Source organism: Martelella mediterranea DSM 17316, from assembly GCF_002043005.1.
GTDB lineage: Bacteria > Pseudomonadota > Alphaproteobacteria > Rhizobiales > Rhizobiaceae > Martelella > Martelella mediterranea.
On the sequence record NZ_CP020330.1, the window covers coordinates 4,557,666 to 4,575,609 of the forward strand.

The window sequence follows — 17,944 nt, forward strand, 5'->3', positions numbered from 1 at the left end:
TGCGAATTGACTTGCAGGGCTTTGAGTCGCAGAAAGAAAGCATTCTTAAGAAGGCTGGATTCAACATCCGGCCCAAATGCTATTGGGGACACGCGTGTCGATCTACCTGCCGATTGCCGAACTTTCGGTCAATATTTTCGTGATACTCGGCATGGGCGCGGCAGTGGGTTTCTTATCGGGCATGTTCGGCGTTGGCGGCGGGTTTCTGATCACGCCGCTATTGATATTCTACCACATCCCGCCGGTGGTGGCGGTCGCGACCGGCGCAAGCCAGGTTGTCGCCTCCTCGGTCTCCGGCGCGCTCACCCATTTCCGGCGCGGCACGCTGGATATGAAGCTCGGCACGGTGTTGCTGACGGGCGGTATTGTCGGCGCGACCGTCGGCATATGGCTGTTCTCGATGTTGCGCGATCTTGGCCAGCTCGACCTGGTGATCTCGCTGCTCTACGTGGTGCTGTTGTCGTCAATCGGCGCGCTGATGCTGGTGGAGAGCATCCGCGCGATCAGGCGCAGCTCCAAGCAGCAATCCGTTTCCCTGCGAAAACCGGGCCAGCATAACTGGGTTCATCGCCTGCCGATCAAGATGCGCTTCAAGAAATCGAAGCTCTATCTCAGTGTCATTCCGGTGTTCGCGCTCGGCGGCATGATCGGCGTGCTCACCTCCTCGCTCGGCGTCGGCGGTGGCTTCATCATGGTGCCGGCGATGATCTACCTGTTGCGCATCCCGACCAATATCGTGGTCGGCACGTCGCTGTTCCAGATCATCTTCGTTTCCGCCTACACCACCGTGATACAGGCGACGACCAACTATTCGGTCGACATCGTGCTTGCCACGCTCCTGATGCTGTCGAGCGTTGTCGGCGCGCAATATGGCGTGCGCGTCGGCCAGAAGCTCAAGGGCGAGCAGTTGCGCGCGCTGCTGGCGATCCTGATCCTCGCCGTCGGCATCCGCCTCGCCTTCGGTCTGGTCGTCACGCCGAGCGATCTGTTCTCGGTCGTCTTCGAGGGGTCGCCGCAATGATCAAAACCGCCCTCCTTCTCCTCGCCGCCCTTGTTGTTCCCGCCGCAGCCCTTGCCCAGGTGCCGCAGCAGGAGACGCTCGAGATCGGCACCTCGACCAACCAGATCGCGATCACCTCGGATTTCTCCGGCGCCGATCTCACCGTGTTCGGCGCGATCAACGATGCCGATCCGATGCTACTTTCCAAGGGCGCCTACGATATCGTGGTGATCCTCGAAGGCCCGAAAGCCGAGGCCGATGTGCGCCGCAAGGAGCGCGTCTTCGGCATCTGGGTCAACCGCGAGACGGTCACCTTCGAGCATGTGCCGCGCTCCTATTCGATCTCGAGCACGCGGCCGCTGGATGAGGTGACCACGCCGCAGGCGCTCAATTCGGCCGGCATCGGCGTTTCGCATCTGCGGATCTCGCCCGTCGGCTATTTCGGCGATGCGAGCGACGTCGCCACCTTCCGCGAGGCGATGCTGCGGCTGAACGCCACGGAAGCGCTTTACGACAGCGAGCCGGACGGGGTGTCCTTCGTTTCCAACAGCCTGTTCAGGGCAAGCCTCAGGCTTTCGGTGAACATTCCCCAGGGCACCCATACGGTGCGCGCCTATCTGTTCAAGAACGGTCGCCAGATCGCCACCGAAACCCTGCCGCTGAAGGTCGTGAAGACCGGGCTCGAAGCCCGGCTCACCGTCGCCGCGCACGAATATCCGCTGTTCTACGGCCTCGGCGCGGTGGCCATCGCGCTGTTTTCGGGCTGGTTCGCCAGCGTTATTTTCCGCAAGAGCTGAGTTCAGCCATCATCAAGAAGGCGGGCGAGCGTGCTGCGGCCGAGCGCCGCCATGCCGGGATTGCTCGCCTCATAATACCAGACGAGCCCGATTGCCTGCGCAAACGCCCAGGCGGCGCCCCTTTGCCATTCGAGTTCATCCGAGCCGAGGCTCTGCCTGATGCGCGCCCGGCGCGTTGCATCGAAGAGATGCCAGCAAGCCACCAGGTCGAGCGCCGGATCGGCCGGCCCGAAGGCACCGCCATCAAGCACGCCCGCAAGGCGACCGTCTTTTGTCAGAAGATTGGCCGGGATCAGGTCGCGATGGCTCATCACGTCGGGTCCTCCCGGCGGCAGCAGTCGCAATCTTTCCCACAGGGCAGAAAGCCGCGCGACATCGAGCAGGCCGCGGCTGTTTTCAAGGCAGGTCGAAATCCAGGCGTCGTGATCCGTCAGGCGGCCGCCCCGCCCGCGCCCGTCAAACCGCCACCCTTTCGTATCCGCCTGCCTGAGCGCTGCGATCAGCCGGGCGATATCATCGGCAAATCCGTCGGACCCGGCCAGACCCACAGGCGTCGCGACCGCGCCCGGCAGAAATGTCTGCAGCGTCCAGTACATCGGATAGGCATCGCCCGGCCGGCCAAGGCCAAGCGGCTCCGAGCAGGGCACCGGACAACAGGCGGCCAGTTCGCCAAGCGCGCGCGCTTCGTCCTCAAGCCGGATGCGGCACGCATCGGCCGCCTCCAGTCGCCTGGGAAAGCGCGCCGCGATGTTTTGTCCGACGCGAAAGATCGCATGGTCCGTCCCGCCCGCAAGCGGGCTCACCGGCAGATCGCGATACCGGGGAAACTGGGCGAAGATCAGCGCGCGCGCCGCCGGGAGGCTGACCGGCACTTCATCGGCGTGCATCAGCAGCCAAGTGCTGCAAAGGGCAGCGAATAGACCCTGTCCGGCCCCAGCATGTGCACGTTGAGCAGCTTTCGGTTGAACAACCCGGCAAAGGCGCGGTGGCGCAGGTCGAGCCCGCCGCGCGTGGTGGCGAAGGCCGGCAGCATCAGCCGCGTCTCGTCGGCGGCAAAGCAGGGACGGCGGACGGATTTACCCGGGCGGTGCAGCACGGCGGAGGGGTGGAGATGGCCGCAGATTTCGGCCCCGGCATTGCGGGTCGGCTCATGGCAGAAAGTCAGTCCCTCGAACGCCCAGACATCGAAGACCCGACCCGGAAGCCCGCCAACGCCATCGGGATCGTGGTTGCCGTTGATCCACACCCAGTCGCAGCTTTCCGCAAGAGCCGAGAGTTTTTCACGGGTGTCAGCCGGCATTTCGCGCGCGCCGACACGGTCGTGGAAATTGTCGCCGAGCGAGACCACGCGCGCCGGGCGATAGCGGGCGATCACGGCTGAAAGGGCGGCAAGCGTGCGCCCGGTATCATAGGGCGGCAGGAAGAAGCCGCGCCGCGCATGGGCAGCACCGCGCTCCAGATGGAGATCGGAGACGACGAGGAGGCCGAGTTCGGGGAAGAAGGCAGCTCCGGACGCATCAAACAGAACGGCATGGCCCGAAAACCGGCGCGCGCGGCCGGCCTGCCCTTCCCGTTCCATCGCCTGCACGTTCATTCGCCTGCCTCTTCATGCATCATTTCCGCCGCCTCGAGCGCCGCCGCCAGTTCATCGGCGGCTTCCTGAAGCACGGCATCGCCGGCGCCGCCATTGACGCTTTCGCGGCCGATCTCCAAGAGCACCGGCACGGCCAGCGGCGAGACCCGCTCGAGCCGGTAGTGCACCAGATGGCCCTTGATTCGTTCCAGCATTGTGCCAAGCCGGGCGATATCCAGCAAGCCGGCCGCCGCGTCCGCTTGCGTTGCCTGCAGCAGGATATGGTCGGGTTCGTGGCTGCGCAGCACATCATAGATCAGATCGGCGGAGACCGTCATCTGCCTTCCGGTCTTCTCCTTGCCCGGAAAGCGCCGCTCGATCAGGCCGGCAATGGTGGCGCAGGCGCGGAAGGTGCGCTTCAGCATGTAGCTCTCGTCCAGCCATGCCTCGAGATCGTCGCCAAGCATGTCCTCGTCGAACAATTCCTTCAGGTCGAGCGTGCCATCGACCAGCATCGCGCCGATATCCTTCAGCCCCCAGATCGCCAGCGAATAGTCGGTGGAAACGAAGCCGGTGGGCGCGGCACCCATGCGCTCCAGTCGCCGGGTCAGAAGCATGCCAAGCGTCTGGTGCGCAAGCCGCCCCTCGAAGGGATAGGCCACCATGTAGAACCGATTTTCGAGCGGAAAGGTCTCCACCAGCAATTCGCCGCGCTTCGGCAGGTGGGAGTGCTGCTGTTGCAGCGACAGCCATTCGCGCACCGGGCCGGGCAGCGCCTTGCGGCGCTCCGGATCGTCAAGCATGGCACGCACGCCATCGGCGAGATAGGTCGACAGCGGAAACTTGCCGCCGGCATAGGCCGGTATCTTGGGGTCGGTATCGAAAGCGACCGAGGCCAGGCATTCATTCTCGCGAATGCCCTCGAAACGCAGCACCTTGCCGGAAAACAGGAAGGTGTCGCCGGGCCGCAGCATCTCGATGAAATATTCCTCGACCTCGCCCAGCGTCGGCCCGCCCCTAAGCGGCCCGCTGCGCTTGCCCGCTCTGACAAGCCTGATCTTCAGCATCGGCATCTCGACGATGGTGCCGAGGTTGAGGCGGTACTGGCGGGCGACATCGGGATGGGAGATCCGCCACAGCCCGTCCGCCATCTGGCGGATCTTGGCATAGCGCTCATAGCTGCGCAGCGCATAGCCGCCGGTCGCGACGAAATCGACCACGCGGGCGAAGGTCTCGCGATCAAGGCCGGTATAGGGCAACGCGGTGCGCACCTCGTCATAAAGCGCGTCGATCTCGAAGGGCTCGGCGCAGGCCATACCGAGCACGTGCTGGGCGAGCACATCGAGCGCGCCCTCGCCGATCGGCGGGCTATCCTGCGCGCCGACATAATTGGCGTCGAGGGCGGCCTGGCATTCCATCACCTCGAACCGGTTGGCGGGCACCAGAATGGCGCGGCTCGGCTCGTCCATGCGGTGGTTGGCGCGGCCGATCCGCTGGGCAAGCCGGCTTGCCCCCTTCGGCGCGCCGATATGCATGACGAGGTCGATATCGCCCCAGTCAATGCCGAGATCGAGGGTGGAGGTGGCGACGACCGCGCGCAATTTGCCGGCCGCCATCGCCGCCTCCACCTTGCGGCGCTGGCCGACATCGAGCGAGCCGTGATGCAGCGCGATCGGCAGGTTGTCGTCATTGATGCCCCATAATTCCTGAAACACGATCTCGGCCTGCGAGCGGGTGTTGACGAAGATCAGCGTCATCCGCCGCTGTTTCAGTTCCTCGTAGATATCGGGCGCGGCATAGCGCGCCGAATGGCCGGACCAGGGAATGCGCGCGGACGCCTTCAGGATGGTGATTTCAGGCCGTGCGCCGCCCTTGACCGTGATCAGCCCGGCATGGGGCGGGTCGCCCACCCCGGTCTGCGCCACCAGCCAGCGCTGCAATTCCATCGGATCGGAGACGGTGGCGGAAAGGCCGATGGCGGTGAGCTCCGGCCGCAGCCGCCTGAGCCGCGCAAGCCCGAGCGACAGAAGATGGCCGCGCTTGGAGGTGACCAGCGAATGCAGCTCGTCGAAGATCACATAGCGGAGATCCTCGAAGAAGCGGTCGGCATCCTTGCCGGCAAGCAGCAGGGCAAGCTGCTCCGGGGTCGTCAGCAGGATATCCGGAGGCTTCAGGCGCTGGCGCTGGCGCTTGGCCTGGGGCGTATCGCCGGTGCGAGTTTCCATGGTGATGGGAAGACCGGTCTCGACGACCGGGCGCTCCAGATTGCGGGCGATATCGACGGCGAGCGCCTTCAGCGGCGAGATGTAAAGCGTGTGGACCCCGCGCGGCCTGACACCGGGCTTTTGCGGCCCGCGCCGGTCGAGATCGGAAAGGGACGGCAGGAAACCCGCAAGCGTCTTGCCCGCGCCGGTCGGCGCGATCAGCAGCATGTCCTCGCCCGCGCCCGCGCGCGCCAGCAGTTCAAGCTGGTGCGGGCGCGGCTGCCAGCCATTCTCGGCAAACCAGCGGCGAAAGCGCTCCGGCAATGTTTCCGTTTCGTTCATGAGCGCAAAATGGCAATTATCGCGGGCAAACGCCAGCGGATATTTTGTCGTCCTACATCGCGATGTAGCGATCGCGCCGGTGATTGATGGCAAGCACCAGATTGATGACCACGGCACCCGCGACGGAACAGGCGATGATGAAGGGCGTCGCCACGAAGAAGGAGAGCAGCAGCACGCAGCCGTCGAGCATCAGTTGCACATAGCCCGCCTTCCAGCCGAACCGGTCCTGCAGATAGAGCGCCAGAATGCCGAACCCGCCGAGGCTTGCCGAATGGCGAAACAGGATCAGCAGCGCCGCCCCCACCAGAACGCCGCCGAACAGCGCGCCGACGAGGGGATCGGTCTCGCCGATCGATATGAAATCCGGCACCACCGCCGTGAGAACCGAAGTCAGCGCCACGGCGACAAAGGTCTTGAGGGTGAATTTCAGCCCCAGCCGCTTCCATGCGAAATAGTAGAACGGCAGATTGACGATGAAGAAAGCGAGGCCGAAATCGAGTGCGGTCGCATAGGTCAGCAGAAAGGCGAGACCGGCCGTGCCGCCGGTCAACAGCCCACCGGCCTTCAGCACCATCACGCCCAGGCAGGCGAGCATGGACCCCGCGATGATGCCCTGCGCATCCTCAAGCGCCGAATGGCTTTCGGAGGTCGAACTGACAATCCCGGCGAGAAAGCGGTTTTCGGACAAGGCATCAAGCTCCGGACATGAAAAATCGGGACCGGACCGGCCCCGATAAGTCCATCGCTCAAATCGATGCGCGCGTCAAACCGGAGCGTCCGGCAACTCGATTACACCACGTCGTCCTGGTTGACGCGGCCGCCCTCGCCTTCCCAGTTCAGGATGCGGCGGGTTTCGCTGCCGGTGAATTTCAGGCGTATGCCGACGCCGCCCTCCTTCTCCTCGGGCAGGAAAATCACGCCGAGCGCTTCGAGCGTCATCTTCAGTTTCTCGACCGAATTGTCGCCCAGATCGGCTGTGCCGTTCTCGAACGCCTCGATCCGATCCTCCGCGATCCCGCTTTCGGCCGAAAGCGTCGGGCGGTCGATCCGGGCGAGAATGCGCGCGGCGTGGCAAAGTTCAGGCGTGAAGGTCATGGTCAGCCTCCTTTCGGTCTGTTGGACACGTTTGGAGGGTAAACGCGCATGACCGTGCGGGGGTTCCGTCCACCCGCATGCCAGGGCGTCAGGAGAGAAGTTTGACCGCCAGAAACAGGATGCCGGGAACCGGTTCGCCCGCATCCTTGCGCAGGGCCGCCCGTTCATGGCGCTCCAGCGCGAAACCGGCCTCAGACAACAGGCCCTCGACATAGGCGAAGGCGTGGGCGTAACGCAGCGACGGTAGCAGGGTATAGGCCTCGGCCTCGCCGCCATCCTCGACCGAAAACAGGAACAGGCCGCCGGGCGCGATCAGGGCCGCGACATTCGCCATCAGGCTTTCAAGCGCGCCGAGATACATCAGCACATCGGCGGCGACGACAAGATCGGCGCGGTGATGCGCGAGCTCCGGCGAAAACAGCCCGCTTTCTTCCGGCGCAAGCAGAAGATCGGCCTGGGCGAGGCGCTGATACACCGCCTTCTCCTCCGCCTTGGCCAGCATGTTGGCTGACAGATCGAAGCCTTCGAGGCGGTCGACCCGCGCGCAGAACGCAGCGCCCGAAAGCCCGGTTCCACAGCCGAGATCAGCGCAAAGCCTGAAGCAGCGCGGCGCGCCCTCGCTCTTTTCCAGAAGCGCCGCAAGCCTTTCCGGCGCGTTGTAATCGAGCCGCTCGGTCAGCGCCGCATCGAAATGATCGGCATAGGAATCGAACAGCGCCTCGACATAGCGGCCCGGCGGATGGGCGGGCGGCTCGGACGCACCGAGAACGGCGAGCTTCAGGCTGGCGGCGAACAGGTCGTCATCATCCTCGCCCTCGAGCTTTTCGAGCGTTGCGATCGCCGCCGCGACATCGCCGGCATGCTCGCGATAGGCGGCCAGCAGCGCGAGGCCCGCCGGCCAGTCCGGCGCAAGCGCCATCGCCTGCTCCATCACCTCGGCGGCAGCGGCATGATCGCCGGCCTCGTCCAGCATGCGGGCATAATCGGCGCGGCGATCGGCAATCAGATCGCCCGAGGAAAGGGAAAGAAGGCTCATGTCTCGAAAACCGGTAGGGAACTGAGCGCCAATGTCGCTTTTCCATTCGAAAAGCAAGCGGAATCGCATCGCCGCTTTTTTCTTGAATGCGCCGCAAAGCCTCTTTATCTAGCCGGTAAAGGAGAGCGGCATGAGCAACAACGTCAACAGGTTCCTGGGCGGCACGGTCGTCGGAACGATCGTCCGCCTGCTGGTGGTCTCGCTGATCGTCGGCTTCATCCTGTCGGCGCTCGGCATTCATCCGCTCGACATCTATTACGGCATCATCGATTTCCTGCGAAACATCTGGAATCGCGGCTTTGCGGCCCTTGGCGAGGTCGGCCATTATTTCGTGCTGGGCGCGATCATCGTCGTGCCGGTCTTCCTGATCATCCGCATTCTGAGCTATCGCCGTTGACACAGATCGCCACCACCCGCCGCGTCCTCCTGCTGGGCGCGCTTGCCGCTGGCGTTGCCGCCTGCAGCCCGTTTTTCGGCAGCGACCTTCCGCGCGGTGATGTCGACAGCGAGGCAATGACGTCCACCTTCCTGCCCTGGGTCAATGATCTGCGCAAAAGCCGGGGGCTTCCAGCGCTTTCCTATTCGCGCGCCTGCGAGCAGGCGGCGATCGATCAGGCAAGCCGCATGGCACTGGCCGACAAGATGAACCACATCACCGGCGGCGAGAGCGTGCTGGCCCGGTTCAAGCGCATGGGCCTGCCGCTGCCGGCGGCCGAAAACATCGCCATGCAGCAGCGCACACCGGAGCGCGCCTTCCAGGCCTGGGTCAATTCACCGGGGCATTTGAAGAACATGTTGGGAAATTATTCCCATATCGGCGTCGCCCGCGCCGTCAGCCCGAATTCCGGCAACCAGCCCTTCTGGGCGATGTGCCTCAGCCAGTAAACGGTTTTGCAGCCCATTCCGCAACGCCGCTATCGCGCAACGCGCGCGGCGCACTGACGCCTGCTTCGCGCATGGCGGCGATGATGGCCGTCAGGCTGTCATCGATCAGTTGCGGCCCCTCATAGGTCATGCCGGAATAGATCTGCACCAGATCGGCGCCGGCGCGGATCTTCTCCACCGCCCGCGCGCCCGAATTGACCCCGCCGACGCCGATGAGCGCAAGATCGGGGCCGAGGCGCTGGCGCATGCGGGCGAGAAGCGCGGTCGATCGCTCGAACAGCGGTGCGCCGGAAAGCCCGCCGGCCTCGCCCGCCAGTTTTTCTTCCCTGAGACCCGCGCGCGACAGCGTGGTGTTGGAAACAATGACGCCGTCGAGCGTGCTGTTCAGAACTTCGGCGACGATATCATCGAGGCCTTCCTCGGTCAGGTCCGGCGCGATCTTCAGGAACACCGGCACCTTGCGGGCCGCCTTTTCCCGCGCCTCGGCGACCCTGCCGAGAAGCCGCGCGAGCTCCGCGCGCGCCTGCAGATCGCGCAGGCCCGGCGTATTGGGCGAGGAAATATTGACGGTGAGGTAGTCGGCGAGCCCGGAAAACCGCGTAATGCCGGCAACATAGTCGGCGATCCGATCCTCCGACGTCTTGTTGGCCCCGATATTGACGCCGATGACGCCCGGGCCCGTCGACCCGTTGCGGCGCTCGAGGCGGGCGGCAAGCGCGTCGTGGCCATCATTGTTGAAGCCCATGCGGTTGATGACCGCCTCGTCCTTCACCAGCCGGAACAGTCGCGGCTTCGGGTTGCCGGGCTGCGGGCGCGGCGTAACCGTGCCGGCCTCGGCATGGCCGAAGCCGAGCTTCAGCAGTCCGTCCAGCGCCTCGCCGTTCTTGTCGAGCCCGGCGGCAACGCCCAGCGGGTTCTTGAAAGAGAGGCCGGCCACCGTGGCCTGAAGGCTCGTGTCGCCCGCGTGGCGGGCGCCGGGCAGCAGGCCGGTGCGGATCGCCTTCAGCGTCAGGCCGTGGGCAAGCTCGGGATCGAGCGCGAAGGCGGCGCGGCGACCGCCGCAACGGTAGAGGTCGATCATGAAAGCAGTCCCGCAAAATCGTGCCGGCCGTTTCCGTCCACAGGCAGCGGCTTTTCCCAAAGAACGGCATCGAACGACAGATCGCCGTAAAGATGGGGAAAAAGCGCGCCGCCGCGCGATGGCTCATAATTCAGAGCGTCGCCCAGCGCCGCGGGGTCGACCGCGATCAGCAGCAGATCCGTCTGGCCCGCGAAATGCCGGGCGGCGGTTTCCTGCACCTGGCCGGCGGTCGAGAAGTGGATGAAGCCATCCGCGAGATCGACCGCCGCGCCCTTGAAGACGCCGGCGGACCGTGCCGCCTGCCACTCCCCATCGGTGACGATCTTGTAAATCGGTTGCTGGTTCATATCCGTCCTGTCGCTTTGCTGTCCGGCTCCGGGTTTGGCAAAGAGTGACGCAAATGTCCATCGTCACGCGGTTTCAGCGACCGAAAGCAAGGGGAAATCGCGTATTTCCGGGCATTATGCGCTTTTTTTGGGTTGCTAATACGGCGCGGCGACGAGCATAAATAGCAGGACCACCATTGTTGTGCCGTCAAACAGTTGCAGCAGCGCGAGGTCGAATGTTAAGGGTTGTGAAACTGCCTTTGGGAGGAGGCCAGGAATGACCGGACAAACCATTCTGATCGCGGACGACCACCCGCTGTTCCGCAGCGCGCTGAAACAGGCGATCGGCGGCATGTCGACGCCCTACGCCGTGGTCGAGGCGGGCGATTTCGAAAGCGCCCAGCAGGCCGCGCGCGACAATCCGGAAGCCGAACTGCTTCTGCTCGACCTCGCCATGCCGGGGGTGAGTGGCCTGTCCGGCCTGATCACGCTGCGCTCCGAATTCTCCAGTCTTCCGATCGTGGTGATCTCCGGCAGCGACGATGACGACACCATTCGCCGCTCGCTCGCGCTCGGCGCCTCCGGTTTCATCTCGAAATCGGTCGGGATCGACGAATTGCGCAACGGCATCCGCAAGGTGCTTGCAGGTGAGGTCTACACGCCTGAAAACTACGGCGGCGGCGAGGAAAGCGATCCCGACATCGCCGACATGCTGCAGCGATTGCAGACGCTGACGCCCCAGCAGTCACGCGTGCTCAGAATGCTGTGCGAGGGGCTGTTGAACAAGCAGATCGCCTATGAGCTCGGCGTTTCGGAGGCGACCGTGAAGGCGCATGTCTCCGCGATCCTGCTGAAACTCAATGTCGACAGCCGGACCCAGGCCGTCATCCAGCTCGGCAAGGTCAACATGGCGATGGTTGCGTGATGACATGTAAAAGACAGGATTTTATTCCTGTCCGCCTTTACGCTGCGATATCCGTTAAGCTATAGGTTAAGTGGATATCAACCGACCCGACGGCGATGTTTGAGAAACTCACCCACAGCGAGATCTGGAGCGCGATCGACCGGCTCGCCGCGCGCAACAAGCTCACCCCGTCGGGCCTCGCGCGCAAGGCCGGGCTCGATCCGACCACCTTCAACAAGTCGAAGCGGCGCGCGCCGGACGGCCGCGAGCGCTGGCCGTCGATGGAATCCTTCGCCAAGATCCTGGCGGCCACCAACACGTCGATGACGGAGTTCGTCAACGACAGCCCGGCGATTGCCGGCGGCGTTCCGGGACCGATCGGCAGCTTCCCGCCGCAGCCTTCGACAATACCGCTTCTGGGGCTCGCGCGCGCGGGCGCCGGCGGCTTCTTCGACGATGGCGGATATCCGGTCGGCCAGGGGTGGGACGAGGTCGACTTTCCCGTTCCCTCCCGCAGCGCCCAGGGGATCTACGCGCTTGAGGTGCAGGGCGACAGCATGATGCCGCTCTACCGCGACGGCGACCTGCTGATCGTCGAGGCTAATGCCGAAACCCGCAAGGGCGACCGCGTGGTGGTGCGCACCCGCGAGGGCGAGGTTCTGGCCAAGGTTCTGGTGCGCCGCACCACCCGCCAGATCGAACTGATGTCGATCAACCCCGCCCATGCCAATATCGTCTTCGACCTTTCAGACATAGAGTGGATTGCCCGCATTCTCTGGGCCAGCCAGTAATTTTCCCAACCCGAGAGATCGTTCATGTCCCGACCCGAGCTTACCCATTTTGACGCGCTGATCTATGTGATGGTGATGGCATCCGCCGTCGACAGCGCGATGAGCGACACGGAGATGGCGCGGATCGGACATATCACCCGCTCGCTGCCGGTGTTCGAGGGGTTCGACGAAAACGACCTTACCCGCATTGCCCATGACTGCGCCGGGATCGTGTCCGGGCCGGAGGGCATGGATATCGCGCTGGAGATCATCCGCGACACGCTGCCCAAGCGGCTTTACGACACGGCCTATGCGCTGGCCGTCGAGATCATGTCCGTCGATCAGGTCATCCGCGCCGAGGAAATCCGCCTGCTGCAGCTCCTCCGTGACAGGCTGCACCTCGACAAGCTGACCTGCGCCGCGATCGAACGCGGTGCGATCGCCCGGTACCGCACCGTTTGAGGCGATTTTCGGCGGCGTAAAAATATCAGCTTTAGTCTATTAGATAAAACTAAAGTATTTCTTGAATATATTCTCATAAAACGCCGTACACATGGCTGCACGGCACAGACCAAAATCTAGAAACAACATTTCTATCTTGCCTTTCCCTTCACCCTGAGTCTTTACTTGTAAAAAACAAAAGAGGGCGCGCGGTAAAGAGGGGTATCATGTCCGTGTTCAGGCAGGCCGCCATCCGCACGCCGGATCGCGCCTCTGCTGCCCTGCGTTCGCTCCCGAAAGCGATCCGGAAGGAGCGCCAGATGTTGCACCGCCTCGGCTTTGACGAAAGCGTCATCGAGGACGGGATCAAGGCCGCGCTCGCCAACAACACCACGATCGAAAAGGAGCTTCTTTTCAGCGGCGCGATCGCCTCGGTCGACTATTACAGGAGGCTCGCCCGGTATCTCGTGCTGCCGTTCGAAAGCCGCATCGATCCGGATTGCGTCACGGACCGCACCGGGATCGACCGCCTCCTGGCGGACCCCCGCGGCCTCAGGCTCGATAGCGGAGAGACCGAGCGCCGCTTCGCGGTGGTGCCCACCGTCGGCGATCTTGCCGACCTTCATCTCCGTCTGGCGTCGCGGCCCGAAATCAGGCGCTGCGTCATCATCACAACGCCGGAAGCCGTGCGCGCTGCGGTATGGAAAACCGGCGAGGGCCGGCGGCTCACCAACGCCGTCAACGAGCTCATGGTCTGGGAGCCGCGCTTTTCCGCGCGGATCGTCTTCTGGGGCAAACAGGGTTTCCTGCTCGGGGGAAGCGCGGCAACGCTTTTGGCCGGTCTGTTGTTCTTTCCCGCCGAGACCCTGCTGCTCGCCCATATCATATTCACGACGCTCTATCTGTTCGCTCTGCTCGTCCGTATTGCCGCGGCGCGGGCAAGGCCCCGCCCGCGCGCGCTCAAACCTGAAGCCGAGCCGCCGGACCTGCCGGTCTATACCGTGTTGATCCCGCTCTATCGCGAAGCCGGGATGATCCCGCAATTGTCGGAGAGTATGCAACGCATCAACTGGCCCCCCTCCAGGCTCGATATCAAGCTGGTTTGCGAGGCGGATGACGCGGAAACCATCAACGCCATCACGCGGGCGCGACTGCCGGCGCAATTCGAGCTGGTGGTCGTGCCCGCCGGCGGACCGCGGACCAAACCGAATGCGCTCAACTACGCGCTTTGCGGCGCCAGGGGCCGGTTCGTGGTAATCTATGATGCCGAAGACCGTCCGCACCCCGACCAGTTGCGCGAAGCCTGGAACACGTTTCGACAGTCGCCGAAGGAGCTTGCCTGCCTTCAGGCGCCGCTCACGATCTCCAATGTCGGAAAGAACTGGATCACGGGGCTTTACGCCTGCGAGTATTCAGGTTTGTTTCGCGGCATACTGCCCTTTCTCGCCCTTCACCGGTTTCCGATACCGCTCGGCGGCACCTCCAATCATTTCCGCATCGGCGTGCTGCGCGCCTGCCGCGGCTGGGATCCCTACAATGTCGCGGAGGATGCCGATCTCGGCCTTCGGATGCACCGGCTCGGCTATTATTGCGGGGCGATCACCGCGGAAACGCTGGAGGACGCGCCGACGGCGATCCGGCCCTGGATCGCCCAGCGATCGCGCTGGCTCAAGGGATGGCTCCAGACGGCGCTGGTGGCGCTCAGGGAACCGGGGCGGCTGCGCGACGAGTTGGGTCTGCTTGGCTTTGCGGTTTTCCTGGCCAATACCGGCGGGATGATCCTGTCATCGCTGCTGCACCCGCTCCTGTTCGTATCGGTGCTGACGACCGGCTGGCTGCTGCTCCACCCGGCCTCCAACCCCGGGCCGCTGCAGCAGATCCTGACCGGCATAGACCTGATCAACATCATCGCCAGCTACTGGATATTCCTGCGGCTCGGCGTGTCGAAAATGCGCAAGGAGGAAATGCTCGGCATGCGCGCAAGCGCCCTTTGGCTGCCGCTCTACTGGCTGATGCTGTCATTTTCGGCGTGGAAGGCATTCGTGGAACTCTACCACGCGCCGTATCTCTGGCGCAAAACCGAGCACAAGCCATCGGAAAAGTGAGGAGACCCTGGAGCGGGTAGCGGGAATCGAACCCGCGCGTTCAGCTTGGGAAGCTGACAGGCTACCATTACATCATACCCGCCCGTCCGACCATGCCGGAGGCCGTTCCATACCACTGCCCGCGCACCGGCGGCAAGCTGAAAAAGCGAGGGTTCAGCGAACCGGCTCCAGGCCGCCGGCAAGGGTGGGCAGCAGCTCCGAGACCGTCGGGTGGATGGGCACGGCCCATTGCAGGTCTTTGGCCGTGGCGCCCATATTGATCAGGTTCAGGACGGCGTGGATCGCCTCGTCCCCGCCGGGGCCGAGAATCGCGCCGCCGAGGAGCTTTCCGCTATCGGCGTCGGCGACGAGTTTCATCAGTCCCGCCGTTTCGCCCTTTTCCTTGGCGCGGGAGACGTTCGTCATCGGCCGGCTGGCGACCGCGACATTGTGGCCGGCCTTTTTCGCCTCCGTCTCGCTCATGCCGGCGCGGCCGAGCGGGGGATCGGTGTAAAGCGCATAGCCGGAGACGCGATCGTCAACCGAGCGGCTTTCGCCATCGAAAAGATTGGCGGCGACGATCTCGTAGTCATTATAGGCGGTGTGGGTGAAGGCCCCGCGTCCGTTGCAATCGCCAAGCGCAAAAATGCCGGGCTGGCTGGCCTGGAGATCGGGCCCGACGGTCACGAAGCCTCGGCCATCGGTGGCGACGCCCGCCTTGTCGAGACCGAGGTCATCGGTATTGGGCTTGCGGCCGAGCGCCACCAGCAGGTCTGTGCCGGTGGCGGTCCGGGTCTCGCCGCCGCAATCGGCATGCATGACGATGCCGTCGCCGCGCCGCTCGACGCGGATGCATTCCGCGCCGGTCATCACCGTGATGCCTTCATCCTCCAGAAAGCCGCGCACCGCCTCGCTGACCTCCGGATCCTCGCGGCCGATCAGATGCGCGCCGCGCTCCACCACCGTCACCTTGGAGCCGAAGCGGGCGAACATCTGGGCAAATTCCAGCCCGATATAGCTGCCGCCCAGCACAAGAAGATGCTCCGGCAGGCGATCGAGACCGACCATGTCGCTGTTGGTGAGATAGGGGATATCGGAAAGACCCTCGATATCCGGTATCGCGGCCCGGCCGCCCACATTGATGAAAATCTTCGGCGCTGTCAGCAGCTCATCGTCGAGCGCAACCCGGTCGGGACCGATGAAACCGGCATGGCCGCGCAGAAGCGCGACATTGTCGAGACCGGAGAGCCAGCTCTCGAGGCCGGACCGCGAGGCGCCGGCAATCTCGGCCGTGCGCGCCTGAACCCGCTTCATGTCAACGCTGATGCCGCCACCGATATCAACCCCGAAATCGGCCGCGCGCCGTGCCACATGGGCGGCGCGGGCGCTGGCGACCATCGTCTTCGTCGGCGTGCAGCCGGTGTTGACACAGGTGCCACCGACCTGATGACGTTCGATCAGCGCGACTTTTCGGCCCTCGGCGGCAAAACGCGCGGCAAGCGGCGGCCCCGCCTGTCCCGCTCCGATGATGATGGCGTCGAATGTCCTCATAGGCTCCACACGATACCCAATGCGGCAAGGATGGCAACCGCGTCCTCGATGAGGGCAGCCGGCAGATCGCGGCCGAACCGGGCTGCGAGCCGCTGCCGGACGGCAGCGCCGCCGAGCGTGCCGACCACCGCGCCGGCAATGCCGAGCACGAGACCCGCGATCCAGACGCCCGAGGCCGATCCGATCGCCGCGCCGCAGACCGCGCCCATGAAAATGCGCGCCCCGAATTGCGGAGGCACCTTGCGGCTGGGGGTGGAGGGAAGCTGGTCGGTGACGAATTCCGCGAGCGCCAGCACGCTCAATATGCCGACCGCCCAAGGCGAGGCCAGAAAGGAGAGCCATGAGCCGGAGAGATCGAGAAGACCCAGATAAGCGGCCCAGCTGATCGCAGCCGGCGCCGTCATCGCCCTCAAACCCGCAACAATACCGATTAACAACGCCAGAAGATAAAGCATGCCGCCAACTCCCAACCGATTGCGATTTGTCAATCTATCACGCCCTGTCCGGCGTGCAATCTGGAAAGCTGAATCGACGCGGCACTTGACGCCGGCGATTTTGCGGCTAAGTCTGGTGCAGTCCGGCGCATCCTGGAGGAGCCGCGACGAACCCGGTGCCGGGCCCCTCTGGCGAGAGTTTGACGGCGCTCTCGTGATGTCGGTACCGCCCGCAAATTAGCCGGCGGACATGGTTACCATGCTTCAAAATCTGACGTTTCGGACGCGTGCGCGTAATCTTCGTGCATGCGCGCTTTTCTTTCATAGCTCCCTGCCGACAGGGGAGGCCCGTCCATGAAAGCCTCCACCCTTTCCTATTTCAAATGGGCGTTCATCGTCACCATTGCAGGGCTCGTGGCCAGCACGCTTTACGGCTATTTCAGCTTTGGGCTGAGCGGCGCGCTTGCCTTCCTGTTCATCACCGCCGTGCTTGCGGTGCTGGAGATTTCGCTATCCTTCGACAATGCGGTCGTCAACGCCAACAAGCTCAAGACCATGAGCCATGTCTGGCAGCGGCGGTTCCTCACTTGGGGCATCCTCATCGCCGTGTTCGGCATGCGGCTGGTGTTCCCGCTGGTGATCGTGGTGCTTGCCGCCAAGATCGGGCCGCTCGCCGCCATTCACCTGGCCTTCGCCGAGCCGAAAGCCTATGCCGCGATCATGCATGACGCCCATCTGGCGATCGCGGCCTTCGGCGGCACATTCCTGCTGATGGTCGGCCTGTCCTATTTCTTCGATCATGAAAAGGACGTGCACTGGTTCGCGCCGCTGGAAAAGCCGATGGCGCGCCTGGCCGCGGTCAAGGGCATCGAAACCGGTATTGCGCTGGTTCTGGTGCTGATCTTCTCCAAACTCGTGGACGATGGCCGGGCGGAGGAATTCTTCTACGCCGCGATCTACGGCCTGCTGACCTATCTCGCGATCGAAGTCTTCAGCGGCCTGATCGACGCGACCCAGACGCAGACCGCCAAGGCGGCGGCGCAGGGCGGCCTCGGCGCCTTCATCTATCTCGAAGTGCTCGACGCCAGCTTTTCCTTCGACGGCGTCATCGGCGCCTTCGCGCTCACCAAAAACCTGCTGGTGATCGCGATCGGACTTGGCATCGGCGCGATGTATGTGCGCTCGCTCACAATCATGCTGGTGGACCGCCAGACGCTGTCGCATTTCCGCTTCCTGGAGCACGGCGCGTTCTACGCCATTCTGGTGCTGGCGGTGATCATGTATGCCCAGACGCTGCTGCACATTCCCGAGGCGATCACCGGGCTTGTGGGCGCTGGCCTGATCGCGCTTTCGCTCTGGTCATCGATCCGATGGCGCAAGCTGCAGGAACTCGCCGAAACGCTTTGAAAGCCGGACCGCCG

The 17,944-nt window shown here is 64.0% G+C and carries 19 protein-coding genes and 1 tRNA gene; 9 read left to right on the forward strand and 11 right to left on the reverse strand.

Annotated features, from left to right (window positions below; all coding sequences use genetic code 11):
- Nucleotides 1–94 precede the first annotated feature (94 nt).
- Nucleotides 95–1,021, forward strand: a complete 927-nt coding sequence (locus Mame_RS21225) for a sulfite exporter TauE/SafE family protein (RefSeq protein WP_018064408.1) — start codon at nt 95–97, stop codon at nt 1,019–1,021.
- A complete protein-coding gene (locus Mame_RS21230; RefSeq protein WP_018064407.1) occupies nt 1,018–1,797 on the forward strand; it encodes a TIGR02186 family protein in 780 nt (259 codons plus the stop codon). Before Mame_RS21225 ends, Mame_RS21230 begins: the two co-directional genes overlap by 4 nt.
- 2 nt (nt 1,798–1,799) lie before the next feature.
- On the opposite strand, the gene Mame_RS21235 is transcribed toward Mame_RS21230, so the two are convergent.
- The 6 genes from Mame_RS21235 to Mame_RS21260 form a co-directional block, all read right to left on the reverse strand.
- Entirely contained in the window at nt 1,800–2,684 is an 885-nt protein-coding gene (locus Mame_RS21235) for an aminoglycoside phosphotransferase family protein (RefSeq protein ID WP_018064406.1), read from the reverse strand.
- Nucleotides 2,684–3,391 carry a ligase-associated DNA damage response endonuclease PdeM gene (gene pdeM / locus Mame_RS21240; protein WP_018064405.1) on the reverse strand — a complete coding sequence of 236 codons (708 nt, stop codon included), beginning with the start codon at nt 3,389–3,391 and terminating at the stop codon, nt 2,684–2,686. The genes Mame_RS21235 and pdeM overlap by 1 nt, the downstream gene beginning before the upstream one ends.
- Nucleotides 3,388–5,916, reverse strand: coding sequence for a ligase-associated DNA damage response DEXH box helicase (locus Mame_RS21245; RefSeq protein ID WP_018064404.1), 2,529 nt, complete (start codon nt 5,914–5,916; stop codon nt 3,388–3,390). Before Mame_RS21245 ends, pdeM begins: the two co-directional genes overlap by 4 nt.
- 52 nt (nt 5,917–5,968) lie before the next feature.
- A complete protein-coding gene (locus Mame_RS21250) occupies nt 5,969–6,604 on the reverse strand; it encodes a YitT family protein (protein ID WP_018064403.1) in 636 nt (211 codons plus the stop codon).
- Between the two features lie 101 nt (nt 6,605–6,705).
- The gene (locus Mame_RS21255; RefSeq protein WP_018064402.1) at nt 6,706–7,011 is read right to left on the reverse strand and encodes a hypothetical protein; all 306 of its coding nucleotides are present in this window, start codon (nt 7,009–7,011) and stop codon (nt 6,706–6,708) included.
- 88 nt (nt 7,012–7,099) lie between these two features.
- Entirely contained in the window at nt 7,100–8,047 is a 948-nt protein-coding gene (locus Mame_RS21260) for a methyltransferase (RefSeq protein WP_018064401.1), read from the reverse strand.
- 130 nt (nt 8,048–8,177) lie between these two features.
- Between Mame_RS21260 and Mame_RS21265 the strand changes: the two genes are divergently transcribed.
- Entirely contained in the window at nt 8,178–8,444 is a 267-nt protein-coding gene (locus tag Mame_RS21265; RefSeq protein ID WP_018064400.1) for a DUF6460 domain-containing protein, read from the forward strand.
- Nucleotides 8,441–8,932, forward strand: coding sequence for a CAP domain-containing protein (locus Mame_RS21270; RefSeq protein WP_018064399.1), 492 nt, complete (start codon nt 8,441–8,443; stop codon nt 8,930–8,932). The genes Mame_RS21265 and Mame_RS21270 overlap by 4 nt, the downstream gene beginning before the upstream one ends.
- Here Mame_RS21270 and Mame_RS21275 read toward each other — a convergent pair.
- Nucleotides 8,922–10,013, reverse strand: coding sequence for a quinone-dependent dihydroorotate dehydrogenase (locus Mame_RS21275; protein ID WP_018064398.1), 1,092 nt, complete (start codon nt 10,011–10,013; stop codon nt 8,922–8,924). The genes Mame_RS21270 and Mame_RS21275 overlap by 11 nt on opposite strands.
- On the reverse strand, nt 10,010–10,360 hold the full coding sequence (locus Mame_RS21280; RefSeq protein WP_018064397.1) for a DUF952 domain-containing protein: 351 nt from the start codon (nt 10,358–10,360) through the stop codon (nt 10,010–10,012). Before Mame_RS21280 ends, Mame_RS21275 begins: the two co-directional genes overlap by 4 nt.
- A 256-nt stretch (nt 10,361–10,616) precedes the next feature.
- On the opposite strand from Mame_RS21280, the gene Mame_RS21285 reads away from it, so the two are divergent.
- The 4 genes from Mame_RS21285 (at nt 10,617) to Mame_RS21300 (ending at nt 14,559) form a co-directional block, all read left to right on the forward strand.
- A complete protein-coding gene (locus Mame_RS21285) occupies nt 10,617–11,264 on the forward strand; it encodes a response regulator (protein WP_018064396.1) in 648 nt (215 codons plus the stop codon).
- 95 nt (nt 11,265–11,359) lie between these two features.
- Nucleotides 11,360–12,034, forward strand: coding sequence for a S24 family peptidase (locus tag Mame_RS21290; protein WP_018064395.1), 675 nt, complete (start codon nt 11,360–11,362; stop codon nt 12,032–12,034).
- A gap of 24 nt (nt 12,035–12,058) precedes the next feature.
- A complete protein-coding gene (locus Mame_RS21295; protein WP_018064394.1) occupies nt 12,059–12,475 on the forward strand; it encodes a tellurite resistance TerB family protein in 417 nt (138 codons plus the stop codon).
- A gap of 206 nt (nt 12,476–12,681) precedes the next feature.
- Nucleotides 12,682–14,559 (forward strand): glycosyltransferase family 2 protein, encoded by a 1,878-nt coding sequence (locus Mame_RS21300; RefSeq protein WP_018064392.1) that lies wholly within the window; start codon nt 12,682–12,684, stop codon nt 14,557–14,559.
- 8 nt (nt 14,560–14,567) lie between these two features.
- On the opposite strand, the gene Mame_RS21305 is transcribed toward Mame_RS21300, so the two are convergent.
- The 3 genes from Mame_RS21305 to Mame_RS21315 form a co-directional block, all read right to left on the reverse strand.
- Nucleotides 14,568–14,641, reverse strand: a tRNA-Gly gene (locus Mame_RS21305).
- Between the two features lie 71 nt (nt 14,642–14,712).
- The gene (locus tag Mame_RS21310; RefSeq protein WP_018064391.1) at nt 14,713–16,089 is read right to left on the reverse strand and encodes an FAD-containing oxidoreductase; all 1,377 of its coding nucleotides are present in this window, start codon (nt 16,087–16,089) and stop codon (nt 14,713–14,715) included.
- Complete coding sequence (locus Mame_RS21315) at nt 16,086–16,544, reverse strand: DUF4126 family protein (RefSeq protein ID WP_026173401.1); 459 nt, start codon at nt 16,542–16,544, stop codon at nt 16,086–16,088. The genes Mame_RS21310 and Mame_RS21315 overlap by 4 nt, the downstream gene beginning before the upstream one ends.
- Before the next feature lie 333 nt (nt 16,545–16,877).
- Here Mame_RS21315 and Mame_RS21320 point away from each other — a divergent pair, with 333 nt between their 5' ends.
- Complete coding sequence (locus Mame_RS21320) at nt 16,878–17,930, forward strand: DUF475 domain-containing protein (RefSeq protein WP_018064389.1); 1,053 nt, start codon at nt 16,878–16,880, stop codon at nt 17,928–17,930.
- Nucleotides 17,931–17,944: the final 14 nt, after the last annotated feature.

Excerpts from the sequence above, each read along its gene's own strand:
- Mame_RS21300 (WP_018064392.1), top strand. The coding sequence starts at position 12,682 with ATGTCCGTGTTCAGGCAGGCCGCCATCCGCACGCCGGATCGCGCCTCT.
- Mame_RS21235 (WP_018064406.1), bottom strand. The coding sequence starts at position 2,684 with ATGCACGCCGATGAAGTGCCGGTCAGCCTCCCGGCGGCGCGCGCGCTG.
- Mame_RS21230 (WP_018064407.1), top strand. The coding sequence starts at position 1,018 with ATGATCAAAACCGCCCTCCTTCTCCTCGCCGCCCTTGTTGTTCCCGCC.
- Mame_RS21260 (WP_018064401.1), bottom strand. The coding sequence starts at position 8,047 with ATGAGCCTTCTTTCCCTTTCCTCGGGCGATCTGATTGCCGATCGCCGC.
- Mame_RS21295 (WP_018064394.1), top strand. The coding sequence starts at position 12,059 with ATGTCCCGACCCGAGCTTACCCATTTTGACGCGCTGATCTATGTGATG.
- Mame_RS21265 (WP_018064400.1), top strand. The coding sequence starts at position 8,178 with ATGAGCAACAACGTCAACAGGTTCCTGGGCGGCACGGTCGTCGGAACG.
- Mame_RS21290 (WP_018064395.1), top strand. The coding sequence starts at position 11,360 with ATGTTTGAGAAACTCACCCACAGCGAGATCTGGAGCGCGATCGACCGG.
- pdeM (WP_018064405.1), bottom strand. The coding sequence starts at position 3,391 with ATGAACGTGCAGGCGATGGAACGGGAAGGGCAGGCCGGCCGCGCGCGC.
- Mame_RS21245 (WP_018064404.1), bottom strand. The coding sequence starts at position 5,916 with ATGAACGAAACGGAAACATTGCCGGAGCGCTTTCGCCGCTGGTTTGCC.
- Mame_RS21275 (WP_018064398.1), bottom strand. The coding sequence starts at position 10,013 with ATGATCGACCTCTACCGTTGCGGCGGTCGCCGCGCCGCCTTCGCGCTC.
- Mame_RS21315 (WP_026173401.1), bottom strand. The coding sequence starts at position 16,544 with ATGCTTTATCTTCTGGCGTTGTTAATCGGTATTGTTGCGGGTTTGAGG.
- Mame_RS21255 (WP_018064402.1), bottom strand. The coding sequence starts at position 7,011 with ATGACCTTCACGCCTGAACTTTGCCACGCCGCGCGCATTCTCGCCCGG.
- Mame_RS21320 (WP_018064389.1), top strand. The coding sequence starts at position 16,878 with ATGAAAGCCTCCACCCTTTCCTATTTCAAATGGGCGTTCATCGTCACC.
- Mame_RS21280 (WP_018064397.1), bottom strand. The coding sequence starts at position 10,360 with ATGAACCAGCAACCGATTTACAAGATCGTCACCGATGGGGAGTGGCAG.
- Mame_RS21285 (WP_018064396.1), top strand. The coding sequence starts at position 10,617 with ATGACCGGACAAACCATTCTGATCGCGGACGACCACCCGCTGTTCCGC.
- Mame_RS21310 (WP_018064391.1), bottom strand. The coding sequence starts at position 16,089 with ATGAGGACATTCGACGCCATCATCATCGGAGCGGGACAGGCGGGGCCG.